Source organism: Janthinobacterium sp. NKUCC06_STL (genome assembly GCF_019345455.1).
Taxonomy (GTDB): Bacteria; Pseudomonadota; Gammaproteobacteria; order Burkholderiales; family Burkholderiaceae_D; genus Janthinobacterium; species Janthinobacterium rivuli.
On record NZ_JAHKQY010000001.1, the window covers coordinates 645,067 to 668,341 of the forward strand.

At 62.4% G+C, this 23,275-nt stretch carries 22 protein-coding genes; 11 read left to right on the forward strand and 11 right to left on the reverse strand.

Going from position 1 to position 23,275, the window contains the following annotated elements:
- Nucleotide 1: 1 nt before the first annotated feature.
- From sdhD to KO539_RS02990, 3 genes are all read right to left on the reverse strand, one after another.
- Complete coding sequence (sdhD, locus tag KO539_RS02980; protein ID WP_034752078.1) at nt 2–367, reverse strand: succinate dehydrogenase, hydrophobic membrane anchor protein; 366 nt, start codon at nt 365–367, stop codon at nt 2–4.
- Nucleotides 368–369: 2 nt separating this feature from the next.
- Nucleotides 370–792, reverse strand: a complete 423-nt coding sequence (gene sdhC / locus KO539_RS02985; protein WP_034752080.1) for a succinate dehydrogenase, cytochrome b556 subunit — start codon at nt 790–792, stop codon at nt 370–372.
- A gap of 306 nt (nt 793–1,098) precedes the next feature.
- Nucleotides 1,099–1,992 carry a GntR family transcriptional regulator gene (locus KO539_RS02990; protein WP_219307248.1) on the reverse strand — a complete coding sequence of 298 codons (894 nt, stop codon included), beginning with the start codon at nt 1,990–1,992 and terminating at the stop codon, nt 1,099–1,101.
- 305 nt (nt 1,993–2,297) lie between these two features.
- Here KO539_RS02990 and KO539_RS02995 point away from each other — a divergent pair, with 305 nt between their 5' ends.
- The 5 genes from KO539_RS02995 (at nt 2,298) to KO539_RS03015 (ending at nt 9,241) form a co-directional block, all read left to right on the forward strand.
- A complete protein-coding gene (locus tag KO539_RS02995; protein WP_034789110.1) occupies nt 2,298–3,287 on the forward strand; it encodes a malate dehydrogenase in 990 nt (329 codons plus the stop codon).
- A 111-nt stretch (nt 3,288–3,398) separates the two neighbouring features.
- Entirely contained in the window at nt 3,399–4,397 is a 999-nt protein-coding gene (locus tag KO539_RS03000) for a CoA ester lyase (protein WP_219307250.1), read from the forward strand.
- Nucleotides 4,398–4,410: 13 nt separating this feature from the next.
- Nucleotides 4,411–4,965 carry a hypothetical protein gene (locus KO539_RS03005; protein WP_219307252.1) on the forward strand — a complete coding sequence of 185 codons (555 nt, stop codon included), beginning with the start codon at nt 4,411–4,413 and terminating at the stop codon, nt 4,963–4,965.
- Nucleotides 4,966–5,053: 88 nt separating this feature from the next.
- Nucleotides 5,054–7,774, forward strand: a complete 2,721-nt coding sequence (gene acnA, locus KO539_RS03010; RefSeq protein ID WP_099380767.1) for an aconitate hydratase AcnA — start codon at nt 5,054–5,056, stop codon at nt 7,772–7,774.
- A gap of 213 nt (nt 7,775–7,987) precedes the next feature.
- Nucleotides 7,988–9,241, forward strand: coding sequence for a DUF2863 family protein (locus KO539_RS03015; protein ID WP_219307254.1), 1,254 nt, complete (start codon nt 7,988–7,990; stop codon nt 9,239–9,241).
- Between the two features lie 165 nt (nt 9,242–9,406).
- On the opposite strand, the gene KO539_RS03020 is transcribed toward KO539_RS03015, so the two are convergent.
- Nucleotides 9,407–9,871 carry a CYTH domain-containing protein gene (locus KO539_RS03020; protein ID WP_035827883.1) on the reverse strand — a complete coding sequence of 155 codons (465 nt, stop codon included), beginning with the start codon at nt 9,869–9,871 and terminating at the stop codon, nt 9,407–9,409.
- Nucleotides 9,872–9,883: 12 nt separating this feature from the next.
- On the reverse strand, nt 9,884–11,005 hold the full coding sequence (locus tag KO539_RS03025; protein WP_219307256.1) for a M14-type cytosolic carboxypeptidase: 1,122 nt from the start codon (nt 11,003–11,005) through the stop codon (nt 9,884–9,886).
- 301 nt (nt 11,006–11,306) lie between these two features.
- On the opposite strand from KO539_RS03025, the gene KO539_RS03030 reads away from it, so the two are divergent.
- Both KO539_RS03030 and KO539_RS03035 read left to right on the forward strand, forming a co-directional pair.
- Nucleotides 11,307–11,969: a TetR/AcrR family transcriptional regulator gene (locus KO539_RS03030; protein WP_219307258.1), complete on the forward strand. Its 663-nt coding sequence runs from the start codon at nt 11,307–11,309 to the stop codon at nt 11,967–11,969.
- 95 nt (nt 11,970–12,064) lie between these two features.
- Nucleotides 12,065–12,436: a hypothetical protein gene (locus KO539_RS03035; RefSeq protein WP_219307261.1), complete on the forward strand. Its 372-nt coding sequence runs from the start codon at nt 12,065–12,067 to the stop codon at nt 12,434–12,436.
- Between the two features lie 62 nt (nt 12,437–12,498).
- Here the strand turns inward: KO539_RS03035 and KO539_RS03040 are convergent, their stop codons facing one another.
- On the reverse strand, nt 12,499–13,995 hold the full coding sequence (locus KO539_RS03040) for an acetyl-CoA hydrolase/transferase family protein (RefSeq protein WP_219308571.1): 1,497 nt from the start codon (nt 13,993–13,995) through the stop codon (nt 12,499–12,501).
- A 161-nt stretch (nt 13,996–14,156) separates the two neighbouring features.
- Between KO539_RS03040 and KO539_RS03045 the strand changes: the two genes are divergently transcribed.
- The gene (locus KO539_RS03045; protein ID WP_219307263.1) at nt 14,157–15,050 is read left to right on the forward strand and encodes a LysR substrate-binding domain-containing protein; all 894 of its coding nucleotides are present in this window, start codon (nt 14,157–14,159) and stop codon (nt 15,048–15,050) included.
- A 51-nt stretch (nt 15,051–15,101) separates the two neighbouring features.
- Here the strand turns inward: KO539_RS03045 and fucP are convergent, their stop codons facing one another.
- A complete protein-coding gene (gene fucP / locus KO539_RS03050; protein WP_099400289.1) occupies nt 15,102–16,403 on the reverse strand; it encodes an L-fucose:H+ symporter permease in 1,302 nt (433 codons plus the stop codon).
- Nucleotides 16,404–16,706: 303 nt separating this feature from the next.
- Here fucP and KO539_RS03055 point away from each other — a divergent pair, with 303 nt between their 5' ends.
- Together KO539_RS03055 and KO539_RS03060 are read left to right on the forward strand one after the other, a co-directional pair.
- Nucleotides 16,707–16,940: a DUF3563 family protein gene (locus KO539_RS03055; RefSeq protein ID WP_080698581.1), complete on the forward strand. Its 234-nt coding sequence runs from the start codon at nt 16,707–16,709 to the stop codon at nt 16,938–16,940.
- Between the two features lie 109 nt (nt 16,941–17,049).
- Nucleotides 17,050–17,577 (forward strand): NADPH-dependent FMN reductase, encoded by a 528-nt coding sequence (locus tag KO539_RS03060; protein WP_219307264.1) that lies wholly within the window; start codon nt 17,050–17,052, stop codon nt 17,575–17,577.
- 58 nt (nt 17,578–17,635) lie between these two features.
- Here KO539_RS03060 and KO539_RS03065 read toward each other — a convergent pair whose 3' ends face one another.
- The 4 genes from KO539_RS03065 to KO539_RS03080 form a co-directional block, all read right to left on the reverse strand.
- Nucleotides 17,636–19,342 carry a lactate permease LctP family transporter gene (locus KO539_RS03065; RefSeq protein WP_219307265.1) on the reverse strand — a complete coding sequence of 569 codons (1,707 nt, stop codon included), beginning with the start codon at nt 19,340–19,342 and terminating at the stop codon, nt 17,636–17,638.
- 93 nt (nt 19,343–19,435) lie between these two features.
- Nucleotides 19,436–20,881 carry a LutB/LldF family L-lactate oxidation iron-sulfur protein gene (locus KO539_RS03070; protein ID WP_219307266.1) on the reverse strand — a complete coding sequence of 482 codons (1,446 nt, stop codon included), beginning with the start codon at nt 20,879–20,881 and terminating at the stop codon, nt 19,436–19,438.
- Nucleotides 20,878–21,594 (reverse strand): LUD domain-containing protein, encoded by a 717-nt coding sequence (locus tag KO539_RS03075; RefSeq protein WP_219307267.1) that lies wholly within the window; start codon nt 21,592–21,594, stop codon nt 20,878–20,880. Before KO539_RS03075 ends, KO539_RS03070 begins: the two co-directional genes overlap by 4 nt.
- Entirely contained in the window at nt 21,591–22,382 is a 792-nt protein-coding gene (locus KO539_RS03080; RefSeq protein ID WP_219307268.1) for a (Fe-S)-binding protein, read from the reverse strand. Before KO539_RS03080 ends, KO539_RS03075 begins: the two co-directional genes overlap by 4 nt.
- A 152-nt stretch (nt 22,383–22,534) precedes the next feature.
- Between KO539_RS03080 and KO539_RS03085 the strand changes: the two genes are divergently transcribed.
- Nucleotides 22,535–23,233, forward strand: a complete 699-nt coding sequence (locus tag KO539_RS03085) for a FadR/GntR family transcriptional regulator (protein ID WP_255206344.1) — start codon at nt 22,535–22,537, stop codon at nt 23,231–23,233.
- The last annotated feature ends 42 nt before the right edge of the window (nt 23,234–23,275 follow it).

Below are 23,275 nucleotides of genomic sequence, written 5' to 3' on the forward strand. Positions count from 1 at the left end.
ATTACACACTCCAGAGTATCTGTACCGTCCAGCCGGCACAAGCGATCAACCACAGCATGGTGGCAATTTGCAGGGTCAGACGGAGGCCAGCGCTTTTCACGTAGTCCATCCAGATGTCGCGTACGCCGACCCATGCGTGGTAGAACAGGGCGACGAAGGTCACCAGGCTGAACAATTTAAACCACTGCTGTGCGAACAGACCAGCCCAGCCTTCATAGCTGAAGTTGCTGCCGGTCAGGAAAGAAATAAGCAGGATGGCTACATAGGCCACCATGACGATGGCGGTAACGCGTTGCGCCAGCCAATCGCGCAAGCCGTAATGGGCACCGACGACGAGGCGTTTCGGTCCGATATTATTGTCTGCCATGTTTAAAATACTCCAAACAGTTTCAAAGCGACCAGAGCCGTCAACACCAGGCTCACGACCAGCACGGACGAGGCGGTCTTGCGTGCCGAATCTTTTTCGATGGCAACGTGCACGTCCATGAACAGGTGACGGATACCGGCGCAGAAGTGGTGCAGGAAGGCCCAGACCAGACCCAGGGTGATCAGCTTGACGAACCAGTGCGAGGCGATGCCCTGGAAGTAGGCGTAGGACATTTCGGAACGCAGGCTCAGTTCCAGCATGTACAGTATGCATGGCAGCAAGGCGAAAATGATGAAACCGCTGATGCGATGCAGGATCGAGACGATGGCGCCGACAGCCATGCGGTAGTTCGACAATTCGGTAACATGAATGTTACGGAATTGCGGCCGTTCTTTTTTTGGTACTTCTCTTACGGCTTCAGACATAACAAAAACCTCCCCTTTGAATTTCAACTAAATATTGAAGCCGCGATTTTCGCCGATTTTCGCAACCCATACCAATATCTATTGTTACATATAACCAAAATGGTTTTTTACTACAAAATACCGCGCTACTTTCCGTAGTTCACGTAATTTAATTACAGAATCGCCGGCAAAACACGGCCCGCCGGGGCGGGCCATGCTGTCGCTGCGCTTTCCGCTGTCTCCGTTGCCCGCCTTGCGGCAGGCATCTTGCAAGCGATGCACTTCAGCCTTGCTGCTTGTCCGGACGCCCGCAGGCACCCCGCCGCTTCAGCTAAGTTCATTCTGATAATGATGGCGACTGGTCAGGTACAAGCCCCGGCGCAGTTCGACCGGCTTGTCGCCGTAGGTAAACGACACGCGCTCGGAACTGAGCAAGGGCGTGCCGAGGTCGATATTTAACAATTGCGCGGCGCCCGCGTCGGCGCACACGGCGCGGATCTGCTCGGACGCGCGTATCATGCGCGTGCCAAATTCCGTTTCGAACAAGCCGTACATCGGGCCCTTGTACTCCACCAGACGCTCGGCCGTCAGGCCCTTGAAGATCAGGCCAGGCAGCCACAGCTCCTCGACGATGGTCGGCACGCCGTCAAAATACTGCACCCGCTTGATGAAGATGACGGCGTCGCCGGACTTCAGGTCCATCAGGCGCGCCACGTCGGCCGGCGCGCGCACGCGCTTGACTTCGATAAACTTGCTCTCAGGATAATGCGGCACGCCTTCGTCCGGCACCAGTCGCAGGAAGCGGAAATGCGCGCGCGCCTCATGGTGGGTGGAAACGAAGGTACCCTTGCCCTGGCGGCGCATGACGAGATTCTCGGCGGCCAGTTCATCGATGGCCTTGCGCACCGTGCCCTGGCTGACCTTGAAGCGGCCTGCCAGTTCGACTTCGCTGGGAATCAGCTCGCCCGGTTTCCATTCACCCGATTGCAGGCTCTGCGTGATGAGCGCCTTGATCTGCTGGTACAGGGGACTGAAGGTGGGCGAGGCAGTTGCGGCAGGCGCGGCCACGGCGGTGGAGGCAGTGGTATTGAGGCTGGCGACAGGGGTGGCGGCGGTGCTGGCCGCTGCGGCAACGGGCGTGGCCGGGGTGCCCGCGGTCGGACTGACCGCCCCGCTTGCAGCAGTGGCATTGTTGGTCAGATTGGACGAGGCGGAATTCATAGTCCGACATTTCAACACAAATCACTGCCCGCGTCCAGTAAAAGACTCGCAGTTATCTGTCTTATATAAGACATAAGATATGATTGACAGATAGGGATCGGAGGCCTAAACTGCCCTCGATAAAACTTGTGAGCCAGCGTTTTATGTTGTTGGCCAGCCACTCTGGTCTCGTGCAGCACAAGCGTGACGGCAGCGTACACCAGCATTTCGGTGGCGCGGGCCGGTTTTGGTATCATTATAGTTTTTCCGGATAAGCGTAAGCCCAGCTTCAAGCCCGTTTTCTTTACCATTTTTGGAGATTCATCATGGCTAAAACCCCAATGCGTGTTGCAGTGACCGGCGCCGCCGGCCAGATCGGCTACGCCCTGTTGTTCCGCATCGCCAATGGCGACATGCTCGGCAAAGACCAGCCTGTCATCTTGCAACTGCTTGAAATCCCGGACGAAAAAGCCCAGAAGGCGCTCAAGGGCGTGATGATGGAAATCGACGACTGCGCCTTCCCGCTGCTGACGGAAATGACCGCCCACTCCGATCCGCTGACCGCCTTCAAGGATGTCGACGTGGCCGTACTGGTTGGCGCGCGTCCACGCGGCCCAGGCATGGAACGCAAGGACCTGCTGGAAGCGAACGCCCAGATCTTCACGGTGCAAGGCAAGGCGCTCGACGCCGTCGCTTCGCGCAATGTCAAAGTCCTGGTGGTCGGCAACCCTGCCAACACCAACGCCTACATCGCCATGAAATCGGCGCCATCGCTGCCAGCGAAAAACTTCACCGCCATGCTGCGCCTGGACCACAACCGCGCGCTGTCGCAAGTCGCTGCCAAGACCGGCACCGCCGTCAAGGATATCGAGAAGCTGACCGTGTGGGGCAACCACTCGCCAACGATGTACGCCGACTACCGCTTCGCCACCGTCAACGGCAAGGCTGTGAAAGACCTGATCAACGACCAGGAATGGAACGCCAACACCTTCCTGCCGACCGTCGGCAAGCGCGGCGCGGCCATCATCGAAGCGCGCGGCCTGTCGTCGGCAGCGTCGGCAGCGAACGCCGCCATCGACCACATCCATGACTGGATGCTGGGCACGGCTGGCAAGTGGACCACCATGGGCGTTCCTTCGGATGGCTCGTATGGCATTCCTGAAGGCACCGTGTTCGGCTTCCCGGTCACCACCGACAACGGTGAGTACACCATCGTTCAAGGTCTGGAAATCGATGCATTCTCGCAAGAGCGCATCAACCTGACCCTGAAAGAACTGACCGAAGAGCGCGAAGGCGTGAAACACCTGCTGGCCTAAGTCCAGTTTTGGCGGCGCGGCAATGCGCCGCCCGCCAAAGAAGGCCGCCCCGCGAGATTCGCGGCGCGGCTGTTTTATCAAGTAATTTTTACCTGCAGAAATGCCTTAAGCATGCACCCTTCCGAGGTTTTATTCCAAGGCAAACGCCAGCCGCTGTTGCTCGCCGCTTGCGACCACTACGCCGGCTCCGAAAAGCTGATGCGTAAATCGATTGCTTTGCAACAAGAGCTTGGCCCCCTGTTCGACATCACGTTCGACTGCGAAGACGGCGCCAGCGCCGGCAATGAAGAAGCCCACGCCCTGATGATCGCCGGCCTGCTGGCCAGCGACGACAACCAGTTCAACCGCATCGGCGTGCGCGTGCACGACGTCGACAGCCCGTTTTTCGCGCGCGACGTGGAAATCATCTGCACCGCCGCGTCCCGCCTGGCCTACATCGCCGTGCCCAAAGTGGGCGGCGTGCAGGATGCCATGCTGGCCATCGACCTGATCAACCTGCACGCGCGCCGCGCCGGCCGCGACAACCTGCCCGTGCACATCCTGATCGAGACGCATGGCGCGCTGCGCGACGCCTATGCGATCGCCGCCCTGCCCCAGGTCGAATGCCTGTCCTTCGGCATCATGGATTTCGTCTCGGCCCACTACGGCGCCATTCCCGCCGCCGCCATGCGCACGCCGGGCCAGTTCACGCACCCGCTGGTGGTGCGCGCCAAGCTGGAAGTGGCGGCCGCCTGCCATGCGCACGGCAAGGTGCCGTCGCATAACGTGACGACGGACGTGCGCGATTCGGCCGTGGTGGCGAATGACGCCCAGCGCGCGACGGCCGAGTTCGGCTACACGCGCATGTGGAGCATCCACCCGGACCAGATCAAGCCCATCATCAAGGCCTTCACGCCGCGCCTGTCCGAAGTCAACGAGGCCAGCAACATCCTCAATGAAGCGCTGCGCGCCAACTGGGGACCGATTGCGCAAAATGGCCGCTTGCACGACCGCGCCAGCTACCGATATTATTGGACCGTTTTGCAACGCGCCAAACTGGCGGGCCTCGGCCTGCCCGAGGCGGCCGCTGCATTACTCAACACCCCCTCTTCCAGCACCACTGAAAACTGACAGGAATTACACGATGTCCCTCTCCAAATTAGCCATTGCCTGCAGCGTCGCGCTGGGCGCCATGACCCTCACGCTGGCGCCAGCCAGCTTCGCCGCCACGGCAGAGCCAAATCCCAAGGCAGTGAAGGCTGCCAAGGCCAAGCCAAAAGCCAAGACCACCAAAGCCAAGGCAGCCGCCAAGGAAGCCCATCCGCTCGCCATGTCAGTCGCCGACAAGGAAGAATCCGACGAACCGGACACCGCAGGCTCGGCCTCCACCGATTTCAATTGTGAACTTGGTAATAAAATTACCATCTACACCAATGCCACTGACGACAAACACATCGCCCTGCGCTGGAAGAAGCGCCTGCACCGCCTGAGCCGCGTTGGCACCACCACCGGCGCCAACCGCTTCGAGAACCGTTTATATGGTCTCGTCTGGATCGGCATCCCGGCCAAAGGCATGCTGCTCGATTCCAAGCAGGGCCGCCAGCTGGCCAATGAATGCAAGGATGCGGAGCAAGCCAAGCCAGCGGCAGTGGTGGAAGCCGCGCCATCGCTGGGCGTGCTGCCGGCAACCGGCGGCTGATGTGAGCAGCAAGGGCCTCTTCGGGGGCTCAGTCATGTTTTGTAATTTGAATAATCAATAAATAGACGATACCCAACAAGGAGAGGTCATGTCCCGCAACACTCTGAACACGCTCAAGGACTTTAATATTTCGGATAGCAAGAAGGGCAAGCTGTACTCCCTGCCTGCGCTGGAAAAAAGCCTGGGCATCAATGTCTCCCGCCTGCCAGTGTCGATTCGTATCGTGCTCGAATCGGTATTGCGCAACTGCGACGGCAAAAAAGTCACCGAAGAACACGTCAAGCAATTGGCGAGCTGGGGCCCGACCGCCGAGCGCACCGACGAGATCCCGTTCGTAGTGGCGCGCGTCGTGCTGCAGGACTTCACCGGCGTACCATTGCTGGCCGACCTGGCAGCCATGCGCAACGTGGCCGCCAAGATGGGCATCAACGCCAAGAAGATCGAACCTTTGGTACCGGTCGACCTGGTGGTCGACCACTCGGTGACCATCGATCACTACCGCGAAAAGAAAGCGCTGGACCTGAACATGAAACTGGAATTCTCGCGCAACAACGAGCGTTACCAGTTCATGAAATGGGGCATGCAGGCATTCGACACCTTCGGCGTCGTGCCACCAGGCTTCGGCATCGTCCACCAGGTCAACCTGGAATACCTGGCGCGCGGCGTGCACCACTCCGGCAAGAAAGCCGGCGACGTGTACTACCCTGACACCCTGGTCGGCACCGACTCGCACACCACCATGATCAACGGTATCGGCGTGGTCGGCTGGGGCGTGGGCGGCATCGAGGCGGAAGCCGGCATGCTGGGTCAACCGGTCTACTTCCTGACGCCAGACGTCATCGGCGTGAACCTGTCGGGCGCATTGCGCGAAGGCTGCACCGCCACCGACCTGGTACTGACCATCACCGAATTGCTGCGCAAAGAAAAAGTCGTCGGCAAGTTCGTCGAATTCTTCGGCGAAGGCACCGAGTCCTTGACCCTGACCGACCGCGCGACGATCGCCAACATGGCACCGGAATACGGCGCGACCATGGGCTTCTTCCCGGTCGACGAAGCGACCATCGATTACTTCAAGGGCACCGGCCGCAGCAAGGCTGAAATCGCCGCGTTCGAAGGCTACTTCAAGGCGCAAAACCTGTTCGGCGTGCCAAAAGCCGGCGACATCGACTACACCCGCGTGGTGGAACTGGACCTGGCATCGGTTGCTCCGTCGCTGGCCGGCCCGAAACGCCCGCAAGACCGTATCGAAATCGGCAACGTCAAGGCGAACTTCGCCGAACTGTTCGCCAAGCCAACGTCGGAAAACGGCTTCAACAAGAACCCGGCCGATCTGAACGCCGTGTACGAGACCACCAACAACGTGAAAGTGTCGAACGGCGACGTGCTGATCGCCGCGATCACCTCGTGCACCAACACCTCGAACCCGAGCGTGATGCTGGCTGCCGGCCTGCTGGCCAAGAAAGCCGTCGAAGCTGGCCTGAAAGTCGCGCCGCACATCAAGACCTCGCTGGCCCCTGGTTCGCGCGTCGTGACCGAGTACCTGACCGCTGCCGGCCTGCTGCCTTACCTGGAAAAACTGGGCTTCGGCGTCACCGCCTACGGCTGCACCACCTGTATCGGCAATGCGGGCGACCTGACGCCCGAGCTGAACGCAGCGATCGCCACGCACGACATCGTCGCGTCGGCCGTGCTGTCGGGTAACCGTAACTTCGAAGCGCGTATTCACCCGAACATCCGCTCGAACTTCCTCGCTTCGCCACCGCTGGTCGTCGCTTACGCCATCGCCGGCAACATGACGCGCGACCTGATGACGGAACCAGTCGGCAAGGGCAAGGGCGGCAAGGACATCTACCTGGGCGACATCTGGCCAACCTCGGCTGAAGTGTCGGCCATGATGAAGTTCGCCATGAACGCCAAGGTGTTCAAGGACAACTACGCGGACGTCAAGGGCGCGCCAGGCAAACTGTGGGAAAAAGTCACGACCGTGTCCGGTCAAGTCTACAACTGGCCAAAATCGACCTACATCGCGGAACCACCGTTCTTCGACAACTTCTCGATGACGCCAGCGGCAGTGGCCACCGGCATCGAAGGCGCGCGCGCACTGGGCGTGTTCGGCGATTCCATCACCACCGACCACATCTCGCCAGCCGGCTCGATCCAGGAAAACGGTCCTGCAGGCAAATGGCTGAAGGAAAACGGCGTCCTGAAAGCGGACTTCAACTCCTACGGCTCGCGTCGCGGCAACCATGAAATCATGATGCGCGGCACGTTCGCCAACGTGCGTATCAAAAACCGCATGATCCCTGCCAAGGCAGACGGTTCGGCGGTCGAAGGCGGCATCACGATCCACCAGCCTTCCGGCGAAGAAATGTCGATCTACGACGCAGCGATGAAATATGTTGCTGAAGGCACGCCAACCATGGTCTTCGGCGGCGAAGAGTACGGTACGGGCTCGTCGCGCGACTGGGCGGCAAAAGGTACGCAACTGCTGGGCGTGAAAGCCGTGATCACCCGTTCGTTCGAGCGTATTCACCGCTCGAATCTGGTGGGCATGGGCGTGCTGCCGCTGCAATTCATCGGCGACGACAGCGTGCAAACCCTGGGCATCACCGGCAAGGAAACCTTCGACCTGAAAGGCCTCGAAGGCGAAATCAAGCCACAGCAACTGGCTACCCTGGTGATCCACCGCGCCGACGGCAGCAGCCAGGAAGTCAAAGTCCTGCTGCGCATCGATACGCCGATCGAAGTCGATTACTACAAGCATGGCGGTATCCTGCCATTCGTGCTGCGTCAACTGCTGGCCGAGTAATCAGCCCAGCTGTGAGGTAAGATAAAAGCGCCGGTTCCGACCGGCGCTTTTTTTCGTCCCTGCATCCCGTTCCGACTTGAAATTTCGACTATTGGCATGATCTAAGGACAGCTTACGTATTGCGTGCGGCTGAATCCTCTACAATACGGTTATAAGGGTTTATCATTGTTTGACTGATCCATTTTTTTCACTTTCCGAGACTCTTATCCCGCTATGCGTCGTCCTTCCAAAGATTCATCCCATAAACTGACTGCCGACAGCCAGCGCCTGGTCACCTTTGCCCAGGCGATCGTACAGGCAGCCAGCCGTCTCGAAGAGCGGTCCTGGGAACACAGCCTGGATACGCAGCTCCAGAAATTACTCAAAACCGGCCACCAGGACACCATCGACAACACCCTGGGCAGCCTGTTCAAGGATGACTTGAACGCCTATGACGTGCTGATGGACTGCGTTGAAGCCGTCAGCGAATCGACCGTCGTCACGCATGAAGACGTGCGCTACGACGCCCTGCTCGTCGCCGTGCCCATCCTCGCGTGGACGCGCTTTTCCATCGCCTCCGGCCCCATGGCCGGCGACGCGCACGGCGTGCTGTCGGCGCATTTCGCCGCCCACCTGCTGGCCGATGGCACGAAGATGGCCATGGCGCCAACGCTCTACTCGATCGACCAGCTGCCGCGCAGCCACGTCGAGACCTATGCCAAGACGCAGAAGCTGGCCCTGGCCGCGCTGAAAGGCACGGCCGTCAAGCCTTCAGGCAAAGAGGCGGAAACGGCGCCCTTCCTGGCCGACACGCGCTACCTGCTGGTGGCCGTGGTGGCGCCAAGCGGCGCGCCGCTGTTCCGCTGGCAGACGCCGGCCAGCCAGCTCGACTTCATCGCCGAGCGCAGCGCTGCCCTGGAACAATGGCGCACGCAGGCGACGCCGACGATTGCCCGCCTGCTGCCCGGCTGCGGCCTGGAATTGCTGCTGCCGGAAGCGTACTACGTGGCCTGCCGCGAAGCGGACAAGCTGATACGCCCCGTCTCCGTGCGCGCCGCCGTGCACTACCTGACGCATACCCTGGCCATCGAGCCCTCGGAATTGCGCGCCGTCATCGCCGGTTTCGGCGAAGAAGCGGCCGATGGCCAGGTCGATGAGTACCGCATCGCCTTCACCCTGCGCCAGGCGCCGGACGTCATCTACGGCATCGTCTGGCCTTTGTACGGCCAGGAAGACGAGGATGGCACGCCGATCGAAGGCCTGATCCAGGTCGGCATCGCCGCGCTGGACAAGCAAAAGACGCCCGTCGATGAAATCATCGAGCACCTGAACGCCGCCGGCGTGACGCAGATCAAGCGCCACGCGGAACGTTTTGTCGGTGAATACTGCGACGATTGCGGCGCACCCCTGTTTGCCGACCCTGTCGGCGAGCTGGCGCATGCGGAAATGCCGGAAGATACGCCGCAAGGTACGGAACACTTCCATTAATGCAGGCTTGTCGGATTACGCGCTGCGCGCTAATCCGACCTACGCTGCTGTCATAAGCCGTAGGTCGGATTAGCCGGCACGGCGTAATCCGACAACAGCGTTGGCGCATAAAAAAGGCGGAACCTCGGTTCCGCCTTTTTCATTGCAACGTCATTTACAACACCATCACCACTGTGAAAACGGATGGCGGATCAGATTCGCGTTGTAATAGCGGACATCGCCCGACACTTCCGCACCGATCCACTCCGGTTTCTCGAAGGCCTGGTCTTCCGAGGCCAGTTCGATCTCGGCCACCACCAGGCCCGCATTGGCGCCCAGGAACTCGTCGACTTCCCACACCATGCCCGCGTGTTCGATGCGGTGACGGTACTTTTCGATCAGCGGCTGTTCGCACAGGCCGTCGAGCAGTTCGGCCGCGTCGGCCAGCGGAATCGGATACTCCCACTCGCCGCGCGTCGCGCCCACGTTCGCGCCCTTGATGGTCAGCATCGCTTGCCCGCCCTCGATGCGCACGCGCACCACGCGCTCGCGCGCGGACGACAAATAACCCTGGCGCAGCAGGACCGGCTGGCCCAGGCCGCGCCAGGCGTCGCCGGCCAGCAAAAATTTACGCTCGATCTCGATACCCATGAACAACGCCGTTCAATCCAGCGACAGCAGGATAGGCTGCAGCATGGCCGCGCCCAGGGCCGCGCTGCGCGCGCCGTTCCAGCCGACGGCTGGATCCGGCAAATCGGCGTTTTCCTTGAACGGCATTTCCAGGGTCAGCGCCAGGCAGCCGAAGTGGTGGCCGATGTATTTCGACGCCAGGGTCAGCATGTCAGACTTGTACTTGCTGGCCGCATAGCCGAACTTGTCCTGGAAGTCGGGGCTGGCCTGCTTGTAGCGCTCGATGAAGGCCTTCTGGTGCGCCGCTTGCGCCGGGGTGAAGTTTTCCAGCATTTCGTTGCCGGCCACAAAGTTGTACGGCAGCGCTTCATCGCCGTGGATGTCGAAGAACATGTCGACGCCCGTTTCGTGGATCTTGTTTTTCACGCACAGCACTTCCGGGCTGGACTCCAGCGAAGGCGTCATCCATTCGCGGTTCAGGTTGGCGCCGGCCGCATTCGTGCGCAGGTTGCCGCGGATGGAGCCGTCCGGATTCATGTTCGGCACGATGTGGAACACTGCGCGCTGCAGCAATTTGCGCGCAATCGGGTTGGCGTCGTCGAGCAGCGAGTCGATCAAGCCTTCGACGAACCATTCGGCCATCGATTCGCCCGGATGCTGGCGCGCGATGACCCAGATTTTCTTTTCCGCCTGCGGATTGCCGATGGTAACCATGTTCATGTCGCGGCCGTCGACCGTGCTGCCCAGGTCGGACACGCGCGCCAGCGGATGCTCGGCCACTTCACCCAGCAGGCGCAGATGGCGTTCCCACGAATACGGTTCGAAATACGCGTAGTACACGCTGTCGAGTTCCGGCGTGTGCGAGATCGTCATGACCTGGCCGTCGAACGCCGTCGGTACGCGGAACCAGTTTTCGCTGTCGTAGCTGGCCACGGCCTGATAGTCTTCATAGCCGGCCGGATAGGTGGCCTGGCCCGCGTTCAGGAAGCGCAGCGTGCATGCCTGGTCCCGCGCGCCCTGCAGGCGGAAGTGGAACCACTGGTGGATGTCGGCGTGGCTATCCTTGCGCAAGTTCAGGTCGATGGCGCCGGCACTGTTGGCGCTCACCACGTCGATGGCGCCCGAGTCGAAGTTCTGGCTGATTTTAATGGTCATGTAATGATCCCGTCCGAAGGTAAGTGTTCCAGCGTTGCCTCGTGGGCTCCGCCGTCGCGCTAAAAAACGCAGTGTAAGCTATCCCGCTATTTTCCGCCCTTTGGGCTCGTTCGCAAAGCCTGGCCCGGCGATTTGTGCACCATTCCGGGGCATCGATGGAAAAGCGCTGGGCAAAAGCGCGAAAAATCGGTCGACTGTCGCATCTACCGGACAAAAAACTGAATTGTAACAATGCCAGAAACATTGGCAGCCCCTCGTCCCCCTATAATTCCTGCTTTCATAGAGTCGCCAGGAAAGAGTCGTGGACAAGAAGCTGACCAATATTCAGGAAAGAAAATTACGCGAGGCCCAGGCGCGGCGCGAGCACATCATCGACGTCGTCAAGGATCTCATCAAGAAGGGCGGCGCGCGCGCCGTCTCCATCCGCAAGGTGGCCGAGGCGGCCGGCTTTTCCACCACCGTCGTGTACGCCCTGTTCCGCGACAAGGCCACCCTGATCGCCCAGGCCATGGACAAAGACTTGCTGGAACTGGTGCGCGCCATGCGCACGGCCTGCGCCACCAGCATGGACCCATGGGAACGCATCAGCCTGATCGGCCGCGCCTACATCGAGTACGGCTTCCAGCATCCCGATGAGTATTCGCTAATCTTCATGGAGCTGCGTCCGCACGCGGAAGTGGACGCCGTCGAAGTGGAACACGGCAATATCGAGCAAGACCCGTACGCCTATGCGCTGCACCTGTTTACCGAACTGGCGCAAGCGGGCCAGGTACGCCAGGATCCGCCGGCTCTGCACACGATGACGCAAATCTTCTGGCAATCGCTGCACGGCCTCGTGTCGCTGCGCATCGTCATGGATGCGGGCGATCCATGGACGCCGCACCCGGAAATGAACACACATATCGACGACTTGCTGGCCGTCGTCACGACAGGCATCCGCCTGCGCTTTGCGCCGGCTTCCTGACGCTTGATCCAGCGCAAACCGCATCCGCCAAAAAAGCGGATAGTGGGTGATGCCGCCTGCACTGATGCAGCGCGGTTCGCGCGAAGGAGTGCGAGATGAACGAAGCCTATGCCACGGACCGGCTTGACAAACAGCTAAGCGCGAACAGTACTGTACGCATGGAAGCGCGCCTGCCAAAACTGGAAACGGATCGGGAACATGACCGGCAATGGTTCAAGACGCTGGAACAGCGTCTTGGCGAAGGCCTCGATAAGGTACGCACGGAATTGCACGACGAATCGCAGCTGCTGCGTGCCGACCTGACGCAATTTCGCGGCGACTTGCGCGGCGACTGCCATGCCCTGCGCACGGAACTGGGCGACATCCGCAAGCACATGCACACCCATTTCCTGTGGTTCATGGGCATACAGGCCACCACCACGTTTGCCTTGCTTGGCCTGGGCGCCAAGGCGCTGCACATGTACTGAGCAACGTAAAAAGGCAGGCGCGGTGCTGCACCGCCCTGCCCTGTCTTTGCGCTGACGAAGATTTACTGCGCTGCCAGCATGCTCTGCGTTTCCTGGTAGCGCGTATGCCACGACAGCGCCTGCTCCAGAATATGCGGCGTGTGGCCGCCGCGCTGGCATGCCGCGTCGTAATACGCGCGCAATTGATCGCGGTAAGCGGGATGCGTGCAGCGCTCGATGATCAACGGCGCCCGTTCGCGCGGCGCCAGGCCACGCAAGTCCGCAAAACCCCACTCCGTCACCAGCACGTCGACGTCATGCTCCGTATGGTCCACATGCGAGACCATTGGCACGACGCTGGAAATGCGCCCGCCCTTGGCCGCCGATTTCGACACGAACATCGACACTTGCCCATTGCGCGCGAAGTCGCCAGAGCCGCCGATGCCGTTCATCATGTGCGTGCCGCACACGTGCGTGGAATTGACGTTGCCGTAGATATCGAACTCGAGCGCCGTGTTCAGGGCGATGATGCCCAGGCGGCGCACGATTTCCGGGTGGTTGCTGATCTCTTGCGGGCGCAGCACGATCTTCGACCGGTAATGGTCGATATTGTCCATCAGCTTTTGATGCACGGCGGCCGACAGGGTAATCGACGAGGCCGAGGCGAACGCCAGCTGGCCCGAATCGAGCAGCTCGATGGCGCTGTCCTGCAACACTTCCGAATACATCGTCATGTTGTGGAAAGGCGAGCCGATCAGGCCATGCAGCACGGCGTTGGCGATGGTGCCGATACCCGCCTGCAGGGGCAGCAATTCCGGCCCCATGCGTCCGGCCGCCACTTCGCCCTCCAGGAAGGCGATCACGTGGCCGGCGATGGCTTGCGTCTCTTCGTCGGGCGGCAAGGCGTTCGATGGGCTGTCGGGGCTGTCCGTAATGACGATGGCGGCGATGCGGGCCGGGTCGATGGCAATCGCCGTGCTGCCCAGGCGCTGGTCGACGCGCGTGAGGGGAATCGGTTCGCGCCCCGGCAAGGTTTGCGGAATATAGATGTCGTGCAAGCCTTCCAGCGCCAGCGGCGTGGACAGGTTGATTTCGATGATCACCTGCGTGGCCTGCTGGGCAAAGGCGGCGGAATTACCCACCGACATGGTCGGGATGATGGCGCCGGCCGCCGTGATGGCGGTTGCTTCGATGACGGCGATATCGACGGCGGCCAGGTTGCCCGAGCGCAGTTGCTCCGCCGTTTCCGACAGATGCTGGTCGATGAACATGACTTCACCGTTGTTGATCTTGCCGCGCAGCACAGGGTCGACCTGGAACGGCATGCGGCGCGCCAGCACGCCCGCCTCGGCCATCAGGCCATCGCTGCCATTGCCCAGCGACGCGCCCGTGATCAGGGTCAGGCTCAGCGGGTCTTGCAGGGCGCGCTCGGCCAGCGCACGCGGCAAAGCCTTGGCATCGCCGGCACGGGTAAAACCGCTCATGCCGACACGCATGCCGTTGTGGAACAATTTGGCTGCCTCATCGGCGCTCATGATTTTGCCGAGCAAGCCTGGGTGGCGGATACGGTCCTCGTACATCGTGATGCTCCTGATCTTCTTCATATTCTCAAACTGGATGGCTGTCATACACCAACCCCATAAGTGGATTCAGTATAAAATCGCGGTCACATGCATGGCATGAATTAATTTCGCCACATCCAGTCGCTATTTTCATGCCTTGTCAACGCCGAGCACCCATCTTGGATATCCGTTCCCTGCGCTATTTCGTCGAAACCGTGCGCCTGTCGAGCTTTACGCAGGCGGCCGAATCGCTGCACCTGACCCAATCGACCATCAGCAAGATGGTGCGCCAGCTGGAAGATGAAGTGGGCGCGCAACTGCTGGTGCGCGACGGGCGCAAGCTGACCCTGACGGATACGGGCCGCATCGTCTACCAGCACGGCCAGGAAATGCTGGCCAATATGCGCCAGCTGACCCTGGAAGTGCGCGACACGCAGGCCTTGCAGCGCGGCAGCCTGACGGTCGGCATCCCGCCCATGATCAATGTGCTGTTCACTCCGGTATTGAAGGCCTTCCGCGCGCGCCATCCGCACATCAGCCTGACCCTGCAGGAAGACACGGGCCAGCAGATCGAGCGCAAGGTGGCGGCCGGCGAGCTGGAAATCGGCATGACGGTGCTGCCTGCCGATCCGGAACTCGACCTCGTGGCCGTGGAAGTGGCCAACTACCCGATCTGGGCCCTGGCCGAACCGGGCACCTTCCAGAAAAACCGCACGACCCTGCCCTTCAAGGCGCTGGCCGAGCTGCCGCTGGTGCTGTTAAAAGATGATTTCGCCCTCACGCGCAGCCTGCGTCAGCATTTCGCGCAAGCGGGCTTCACGCCGACCATCGCGGCCCAGAGCGGGCAGTGGGACTGGCTGGTGGCGATGGCGTCGGCGGGCCTGGGCGTGGCCCTGTTGCCCGAGCCCTTCATCCACCGCCTGGCCGGCGAGCCGCTGGAGGCGGTGCGCATCGTCGAGCCGGAGGTGGCGTGGCAGGTGGCGCATATCTGGAGCGGGCGCTATCTGTCGCATGCGGCGCGCGCCTGGCTCGAGGTGTGCCAGGACGTGCTGGGCACGCAGTTCGCGCACTGACGTAAAAAAGGGTGGCCGAGGCCACCCTTTTGCTTGATCACGCCACCTTGCTTACTTGGCGCTGTCGTTGTACATGCTGGCGTACTTCCAGCCGAAGTACAGAATGAAGGTGTAGCACACGGCCGGCACGAGGAAGGACAGTTGCAGGTTGATGTGGTCGGCCAGGAAGCCCTGGATGAACGGCACGATGGCGCCGCCGACGATGGCCATGCACAGGATGCCCGAACCTTGACCCGTTTGCGCGCCCAGCTTGTTCAGGGCCATGCTGAAGATGGTCGGGAACATGATGGAGTTGAACAGGCCGACGGCGATCAATGCCCACATGGCCGTGTGACCGCTGGAGAACACGGCGACGAGGATCAGCGCGATGACGACGGCGGCGTTGAAGGCCAGGGTCTTGCCTGGGCTGACGTAGCGCATCACGGCAAAGCCGACGAAGCGGCCCAGCATGGCGCCACCCCAGTAATAGCTGACGAAATAGGCCGCGTCGGCGTGGCTGAGGCCCGCGATATGGCTCTCGCCCAGGAAGTTGATCAGGAAGCTGCCGATGCTGACTTCACCGCCCACATACAGGAAGATGGCAAGCGCGCCCAGCACCAGGTGGCGGTGCGACCAGATCGAAACCTTGTGGCCATCCTGCGCCAGGGCGGCAGCATCGTCGGCATGCGAAATCTTCGGCAATTTTGCCAGCGCAAACAGTACGGCCAGGATCACCAGGGTGGCGGCCAGCACCAGGTACGGGCCTTGCACGGAGGCCGCTTCCTTGGCGCGGTACGCCAGTTGCTCAGCGGCCGGCAGCAGGTCGAACTGCTGCACCGTCAGCACGGTGCCCGACAAAATCAGCATGCCGCCCAGCGCAGGCGCCACGGTGGTGCCCAGCGCGTTGAACGCTTGCGTCAGAGTCAAGCGGCTCGACGCCGTCTGCGGGTCGCCCAATTCCGTCACGTACGGGTTGGCCGCCACCTGCAGCACGGTGATGCCGGCCGCCAGGATGAAGAAGGACAAGAGGAACAGCGCGTAGCTGCCGGTGGATGCCGGGTAGAACATGGCGCAGCCGGCGGCCGCGATCAGCAGGCCGGCGACGACGCCGCGCTGATAGCCGATTTTCTTGATCAGCATGCCTGCCGGCAGCGAGACGATGGCGTAGGCGCCAAAGAAGCAGAACTGCACCAGCATCGCCTGGACATAGGTCAGGGTGTAGATCGAACGCAGATGGGGGATCAGCACATCATTGAGCGAGGTCAGCAGCCCCCACATGAAAAACAGCACCGTGACAATGATCAGGGCGCCTGTATTGTTTTGCGTGCCGGCCTGTGCGCGCGATGCGTCCAGCCCCTGCTTTACGTGTTCCATACTTTCTCCATTGTTCTATCCAAGATTGTCGTGCCCTGCCCTGGCCCATCGCTTGCATGGACGCCGCCAGGCAGCGGCAGCGCTCGTGTTTGAAAGCAACATCTTCGCAAGGCCGAGCGCGTAGTAAAACTACCTAGCTGCGGCCGCATTATGCCCGAAAGGCCCCGGATTGCGCAGGTTTCACATCAATTATTCGATAATTGAATAGCTGACATTCGAAATCAAAAGTAGCCTTATAACTTGAAACCGCTATACTTATATTGCAGTGCAGCACAACGCGGCACGCCACTTAAGGAGTCTGCCATGTCTACCGCATTTACTTACCACACCACGCAAAACAGCAATATCGTCGCCACCCTGGTCCACGCCGCCAAACGCGTCGGCGCCTGGCTGAACCAAAGCAGCGACCGCCGCGAGCGCGCTTACGAAGAAGCCTACCTGGCCGAATCGACCGACCGTTACGACCTGGAATACCGCATGCGCGAACTGGCCCGTGCCAATCCGCAGCCTAGCTGGATGAGCGGTCTGAGCCGTTAAGATTGACGCAGCATTGCCGCAGTCCCCAGTCGCTCAACGGCTGTTGCAACAACGATAGCGCCATCCTGCTCGCCTTGCGCTTGAGCACAGGATGGGCTATACAGGCGGGATGCACACGCCCATTACCATCCTCGCCATCGCCGGCAGCCTGCGCGCCGCCTCGCTGAACACCGCCCTGTTGCGCGCCATCGCCACGCTTGCGCCAGCGCCATTCGACATCCGCATCTATCCGGGACTCGGGCAATTACCCTTGTTCAATCCCGACCTCGACGCCGACAGCTTGCCTGCCGTGACGGGCCTGCGCGACGCGATCATCGCGGCCGACGTGCTGATGCTGGCCAGTCCCGAGTATGCGCACGGCGTGAGCGGTCCCATGAAAAATGCGCTGGACTGGATGGTGGGAAATGAATCGTTCATCGACAAGCCGCTGGTGCTGCTGAACGCCTCGCCGCGCGCCACGCATGCACAGGCGGCGCTGCGCGAAACGGTGCGCACCATGTCGGCGCGCCTGATCGACGACGCCTGCATCAGCCTGCCCCTGCTGGGGTCGGGTCTCGATGCGGAAGGCATCGCTGCGGACCCGGCATTGCGCCGGGCCATCCTCGATATGCTGCAGTGCATCAGGTCATTTGCATGACCCTCTGCACGTTTTACTATCAATTCATCTAGTTTTACTACGTACTTCTACGGACCGCTCAATGCGGGATCATGCCCGTGAACACGTATGCCTGCAACATGGTGATGATGCCGATGATCACGGCAAACAGCAGGCTGTGCTTCAAGGTAAAGCGGAACAGGTCCGATTCCTTGCCCACCAGGCCAGTCGCGGCGCAAGCGACGGCGATCGACTGGGGCGAAATCATCTTGCCCGTCACGCCGCCCGTCGTATTGGCCGCCACCAGCAAGGTGTCGGACACGCCGATCTGGTGCGCCGTGGTGTTTTGCAGGGAGCAGAACAAGGCGTTCGACGACGTGTCGGAGCCCGTCAGGAACACCCCCAGCCAGCCCAGGAACGGCGAGAAGAACGGAAAGGCGGCGCCACTGCCGGCCAGCAGCAGGGCCAGGGTGGACGACATGCCCGAGTAATTGGCGACAAAGGCAAACGCCAGCACCAGGCCGATCGACAGCACGGGTCGGCGCAATTCCACCACCGTTTCGACGAAGGCCTTGAGGCCATCGCGCGGCTTCATGCGCAGCATCCACATCGACAGTACGGCCGTCAGCAAGATCGCCGTACCCACGGCCGACAGCAAATCGAGCTTGAGGACGGCGTCATATGCCTTCGGCTCGGCCACGATGGGCATGGTCTTGATCACCAGTTTATCGAGGTAAGGCACGTGGATCTTGACGACCAGGCTGGCCAACGCGCCGCCGGCGGCGAACAGGGACTTGAAGCCGGGCAGGCTCCAGACGGTGACGATGGCCGTCAGCAGGCCGAACGGTGCCCAGGCGCGCGCCGTTTGCGCCAGGGTGTAGGGCGAGGCGGCGCGGCTGCCGCTGCCGCGCAAGTCCGCATTGCCCACGCCGCCGCCAAAACCGGACAGCGCAGCGGCGCCGCCGCCGACGGCGTTGACCACCTTGGCATTCTTCGGCTGCCACACTTTCAGGAACAGGGTCAGCGACACCAGGCTGACGAGGGCCGAGGTGATGTCCGGCAGTTCAGGGCCGATATGGTTCGACGTGAAATACTGGGTGACGGCGAAGCTGGCGCCCGTCACCAGGGCGGCCGGCCACACTTCGCGCACGCCGCGCACACCGTCCATCATGAAGACCAGCCAGAAGGGCACGGCCAGCGACAGCAGCGGCAACTGGCGGCCCGCCATGGCGCCGATCAGGAAGGGGTCGATGCCCGTCACCTGGCCCGCCACGATGATGGGGATGCCCATGGCGCCAAAGGCCACGGGCGCCGTGTTGGCGATCAGGCACAGGCCCGCCGCATACAGGGGGTTGAAGCCCAGGCCCACCAGCAGGGCCGACGTGATCGCCACGGGCGCGCCAAAACCGGCCGCCCCTTCCAGGAAGGCGCCGAAGGCAAAGCCGATCAGCAGCACCTGCAAACGCTGGTCGTCCGTAACAGACAATACGGAGGCGCGGATGATCTCGATCTGCCCCGTCTTCACGACGATCTTGTACAGGAAGACGGCCGTGACGATGATCCAGGCGATTGGCCACAAGCCGTACGCAAAACCGTAGCCGGCCGCCGCCAGCGCCTGCGGCACGGGCATGCCGTAGGCGAAGATGGCGACGGCCAGCGCCAGGGCCAGGGTGACGGCGGCCGCCACGTGCCCCTTGATGCGCAGCGCCGCCAGGGCGATGAAGAAGAAAATGATGGGAATGGCTGCCGCCAGCGACGACAGCCACAAGCTGCCGAGCGGTGTATAAAGTTGGGTCCAGGTTTGCATGTCGGGTCTCCTCCGGTGGATGCGGGTTGATTGAAAAAACGGCTTTTGATGTAATTGTGTGTAGCGTGTTTTTTGCGGTATGGCGGAGCGTCGCTATTCTTCCTGCCCCCTTGCATTGAGCAAGTCGGCCAGGCTGCGCGGCGCCGGCGTCAAGGGCTTGCGGTGCTGCGTCCAGCCCAGCTGCGCGCGCGGCGTCAGCAGGCGCAGGCGCGTGGCGGCCCAGCGGAACAGCCGGTAGCTGGCGGGACGCGCGAAGGCGCCGCTCCAGAAGCGCCAAATCAGGCTTTCGCCGCGGCTGAACTTGGCGCCCTGGCCGCGCAGCGGATGCGCCACTTCCTCGTTCGGATTGCGGTTCGCCTCCGTGCGCAGGCGCACCAGCAGCTGCGGAATCGGAATGCGCACGGGGCACACTTCGCCGCAGGCACCGCACAGGCTCGACGCGGTGGCCAGGTCCGCCGTCGCAGCTAGTCCCAGCAAGTGGGGCGAAATGATCTTGCCGATCGGCCCCGGATACGTGGTGCCGTAGGCGTGGCCGCCGATGCGCGTGTAGACGGGACAGTGGTTCATGCAGGCGCCGCAGCGGATGCATTGCAAGGTGGCGCGCAGCTGCTCGTCGGCGTAGGCCTGGCTGCGGCCGTTATCGAGCAAGACCAGGTGCACTTCGCGCGGGCCATCCAGCTCACCGGCGCGGCGCGGGCCGGAAATCAGGTTGAAATACGTGGTGATGGCCTGCCCCGTCGCCGAGCGTGTCAGGAGGCTGGACAGCGGCACGATATGTTCGAGCTTGGCCACGACTTTTTCCATGCCCATGATGGCGATGTGCACCTCCGGCACGGAGGTCGTCAGCCGGCCATTGCCCTCGTTTTCCACCAGCCACAGGGTGCCCGTGTCGGCCGCCGCGAAGTTCACGCCCGACAGGCCGATGTCCGCCTCGACAAAGGCCTGGCGCAGGGCGCGCCGGCCCGTCTGGATCAAGCTGTCGACATCTTCCGTGTAGGGCGCATCAGGAATGTGCTCGGCGAACAGGCCGGCGATGTCGGCCTTGGTCTTGTGAATGGCCGGCATGACGATGTGCGACGGTTTTTCGCCGGCCAGTTGCACGATGTACTCGCCCATGTCCGATTCCAAACACGTCATGCCGCGCGCTTCCAGGTAGTGATTGAGTTCGATTTCCTCGCTGGCCATCGACTTGCCCTTGATGAAGCGCGTCGCCTGATTACGCTGCGCAATGGCGTGGATGATGGCGTTGGCCTGCTCGCCATCCTCGGCCCAGTGCACCTGCACGCCGGCCGCCGTCAGCCTGTCTTCCAGCTGCACCAGCAAATCGGGCAGGTGCGCCAGCGCGTGCCGGCGCACGGCTGCGCCGATGTCGCGCAGGCGTTCCAGTTCGTCGCCGTCGGGGAATTGCGCCGTGCGCTTGTCCTGTAAAAAATCCATGGCGCCGCGAAAGCTCTGGCGCAGTTTCGGGTCGTCCAGCGCGGCGCGGGCGCGCGCATGGAAGTCCGCCGGCTTGACGAATTGCAGGGGCTTGGCGTTCATGGCTGGCCTCCTGCATGGGCAGATAAATCATCGATGATCAGCACCCACAGCCAGCGCGGACCGTGCGCACCATAGGCCAGCGTTTGCTGGATGTCGGACGTTTTCGAGGGACCCGACACCAGCACCAGGTTGGCCGGCATGCCGTCCGCCCAGCGCTCGGCGCGCGCCGCAGCGTGCAAGTCCGCGTGCACAGTGCTCGCATACACGAGGCAGATATGCAGCGGCGGCGCCAGGGACACCGTGCGCGGCGTGGCCGCATCGGGCGCGATGACGAGGGTGCCCGTGGCGGCGATGCCGGAACGCGCGACGGTGACACCGGCATCGACGGTGTCGAACAGTTCACTTTTCCAATGCGCCAGCGGACGTTCGAATGACAACGCTTCCACCTCGGCCGGCAAGGCGGCGCGCAAGGCCCGCCCTTCGGCGCTGCCGGCATCGAGCAGCAAACGGCGCACGCCGTGTTCGCCGAGGCGCTGCGCCAGCAGGGCTGGCCAGGCGTCCACGCCGACGCAATCGACCTCCGCATGCGAGGCACGCAAGGCTGCCTGCATGGCGTCGAGCTGCTGGCGCGGTGACTGCGGCGCTTGCGCGCGGCGCGCCAGGTAGTGCTGGTCGATGGCCGTATCGATGGCGTCCACCGTCTCGGGCGCGGTGGGGGCCGCGGCGCGCAAGCGCCCCAGCATGCGTTCGCGGGCGGTCAGGATCGCGCTCATGCCGCGCCTCCCGTGCGGCGCCACAGGAAGCTGGCCATGTGCTCAACGGGCAGCGGCGCGCCCTGGTGCTGCGCGGCGTGGCCGATATTGAGCAGGCAGCCGCAGTCGGCCGAGACGAGGCGGTCGCAGCCCGTGGCGCAGGCCGAGGCGATCTTGTCGCTGACCATGGCGCCGGAAATATCGGGGTGCTTCAATGAAAACGTGCCGCCAAAGCCGCAGCATTCCGATTCGCGCTGGTGTTCGATGCGCGTCACGCCGGGCAAGGCGTCGACCAGGGCCACACCGTGCAGGCGCGTGCCCATCTCGCGGCGCGCCCCGCACGAGGTGTGCAGCACCACGTTTTCATCGGCCTGCCCGGCGGCAGCCATGCCGGCCAGGTCGAGCTGCAGCACGCAAACGAGAAATTCGCTCAGCTCATATACGCGTTCGGCCAATTCAACCGCCTTGGGGCCGGCGACGGGATCGTCCTGAAACAGCTGCGGCCAGTGGTGGCGCATCATGCCGGCGCAGGAACCGGACGGCACGATCACGGGCCAAGGCTGCGCAAACAGGTCGAGCTGGGCCCGGGCCACGGCACGCGCCTGTTCCGGGTTGCCGCTGCTGTAGGCAGGCTGGCCGCAGCAGCTCTGGCCGCGCGGATAGTGCACCAGCAAGCCTTCCCGCTCCAGCAGACGCACCGCGTCGAGCCCCGCCTGCGGCACGAACAGGTCGACCAGGCAGGTGGCGAACAGGTACACCTGGAGCGGTGCGGGTGGATAGCGGCGTGGCTGGCGCGGGTCTGGCTGCATGAGTGTGTCTCCCCGGCGCTCTGTGTGTTGCTGCGGCGCCGCTGTGTGTTGTTAAGAATGACCGGTTCACGCATAATTCCAGCTTCCGCGAGCCACTTCAAATTGCTCGGACCACTTTAAAACAACACCGGAAGACAGCGATGGCGACAGGCATGCAAACGCGGGGCAGGGTCGAGATGGTGATGCGCAGGCTGGAAACGGCCCTGCTGGACGGCAGCTTGCCGGCGGGCGCGCAACTGCCGGCCGAACGCCTGCTGGCGCAGCAATATGCGGTTTCGCGCAATACCGTGCGCGAAGCCGTGCAGCGGCTGGCGGCGCGGGGCCTGGTGCGCAGCCGGCGCGGCGCCGGTGTATTTGTGACGGATCAATTGCGCACCGGCATGGCGTCACCGTGGAGCCAGCTGGTGGCCGACCACCCCGCCCTGCGCGACGACATCCTGGAATTTCGCCGCGTGCTGGAAGGGGCGACGGCCTACTTTGCGGCGCAGCGGGCCAGCGGCGGCGAGCGCGCGCAGATCATGGCCTTGCTGGCCGAGCTGGAACAGGCGCGCGCCAGCGACGACAAGCACGGCGAGGCGCAGGCCGACGCCCGCCTGCATGAAGTCATCGCGCAGGCGTCGCACAACACCATGTTTTTGCATTTGCACACCAGCATCATCGGCATGCTGCGCGAACACATCACCATCAATGGCACGGGCTTGCGCCAGCAGGACGAGGCCACCTCGCTGCAACTGCTGTCGCAGCACCGCACCCTGTGCGTAGCGATCTGCGCCAGCCAGCCGGAAGAGGCGCGCACGGCCATGCAAGGCCACATCGATTTCGTGCGCACGCGCGTCACCAGCGACGAATAAGGGTCACTGGTAGGACCAATCCAATACGCAGGATAGTGGGCA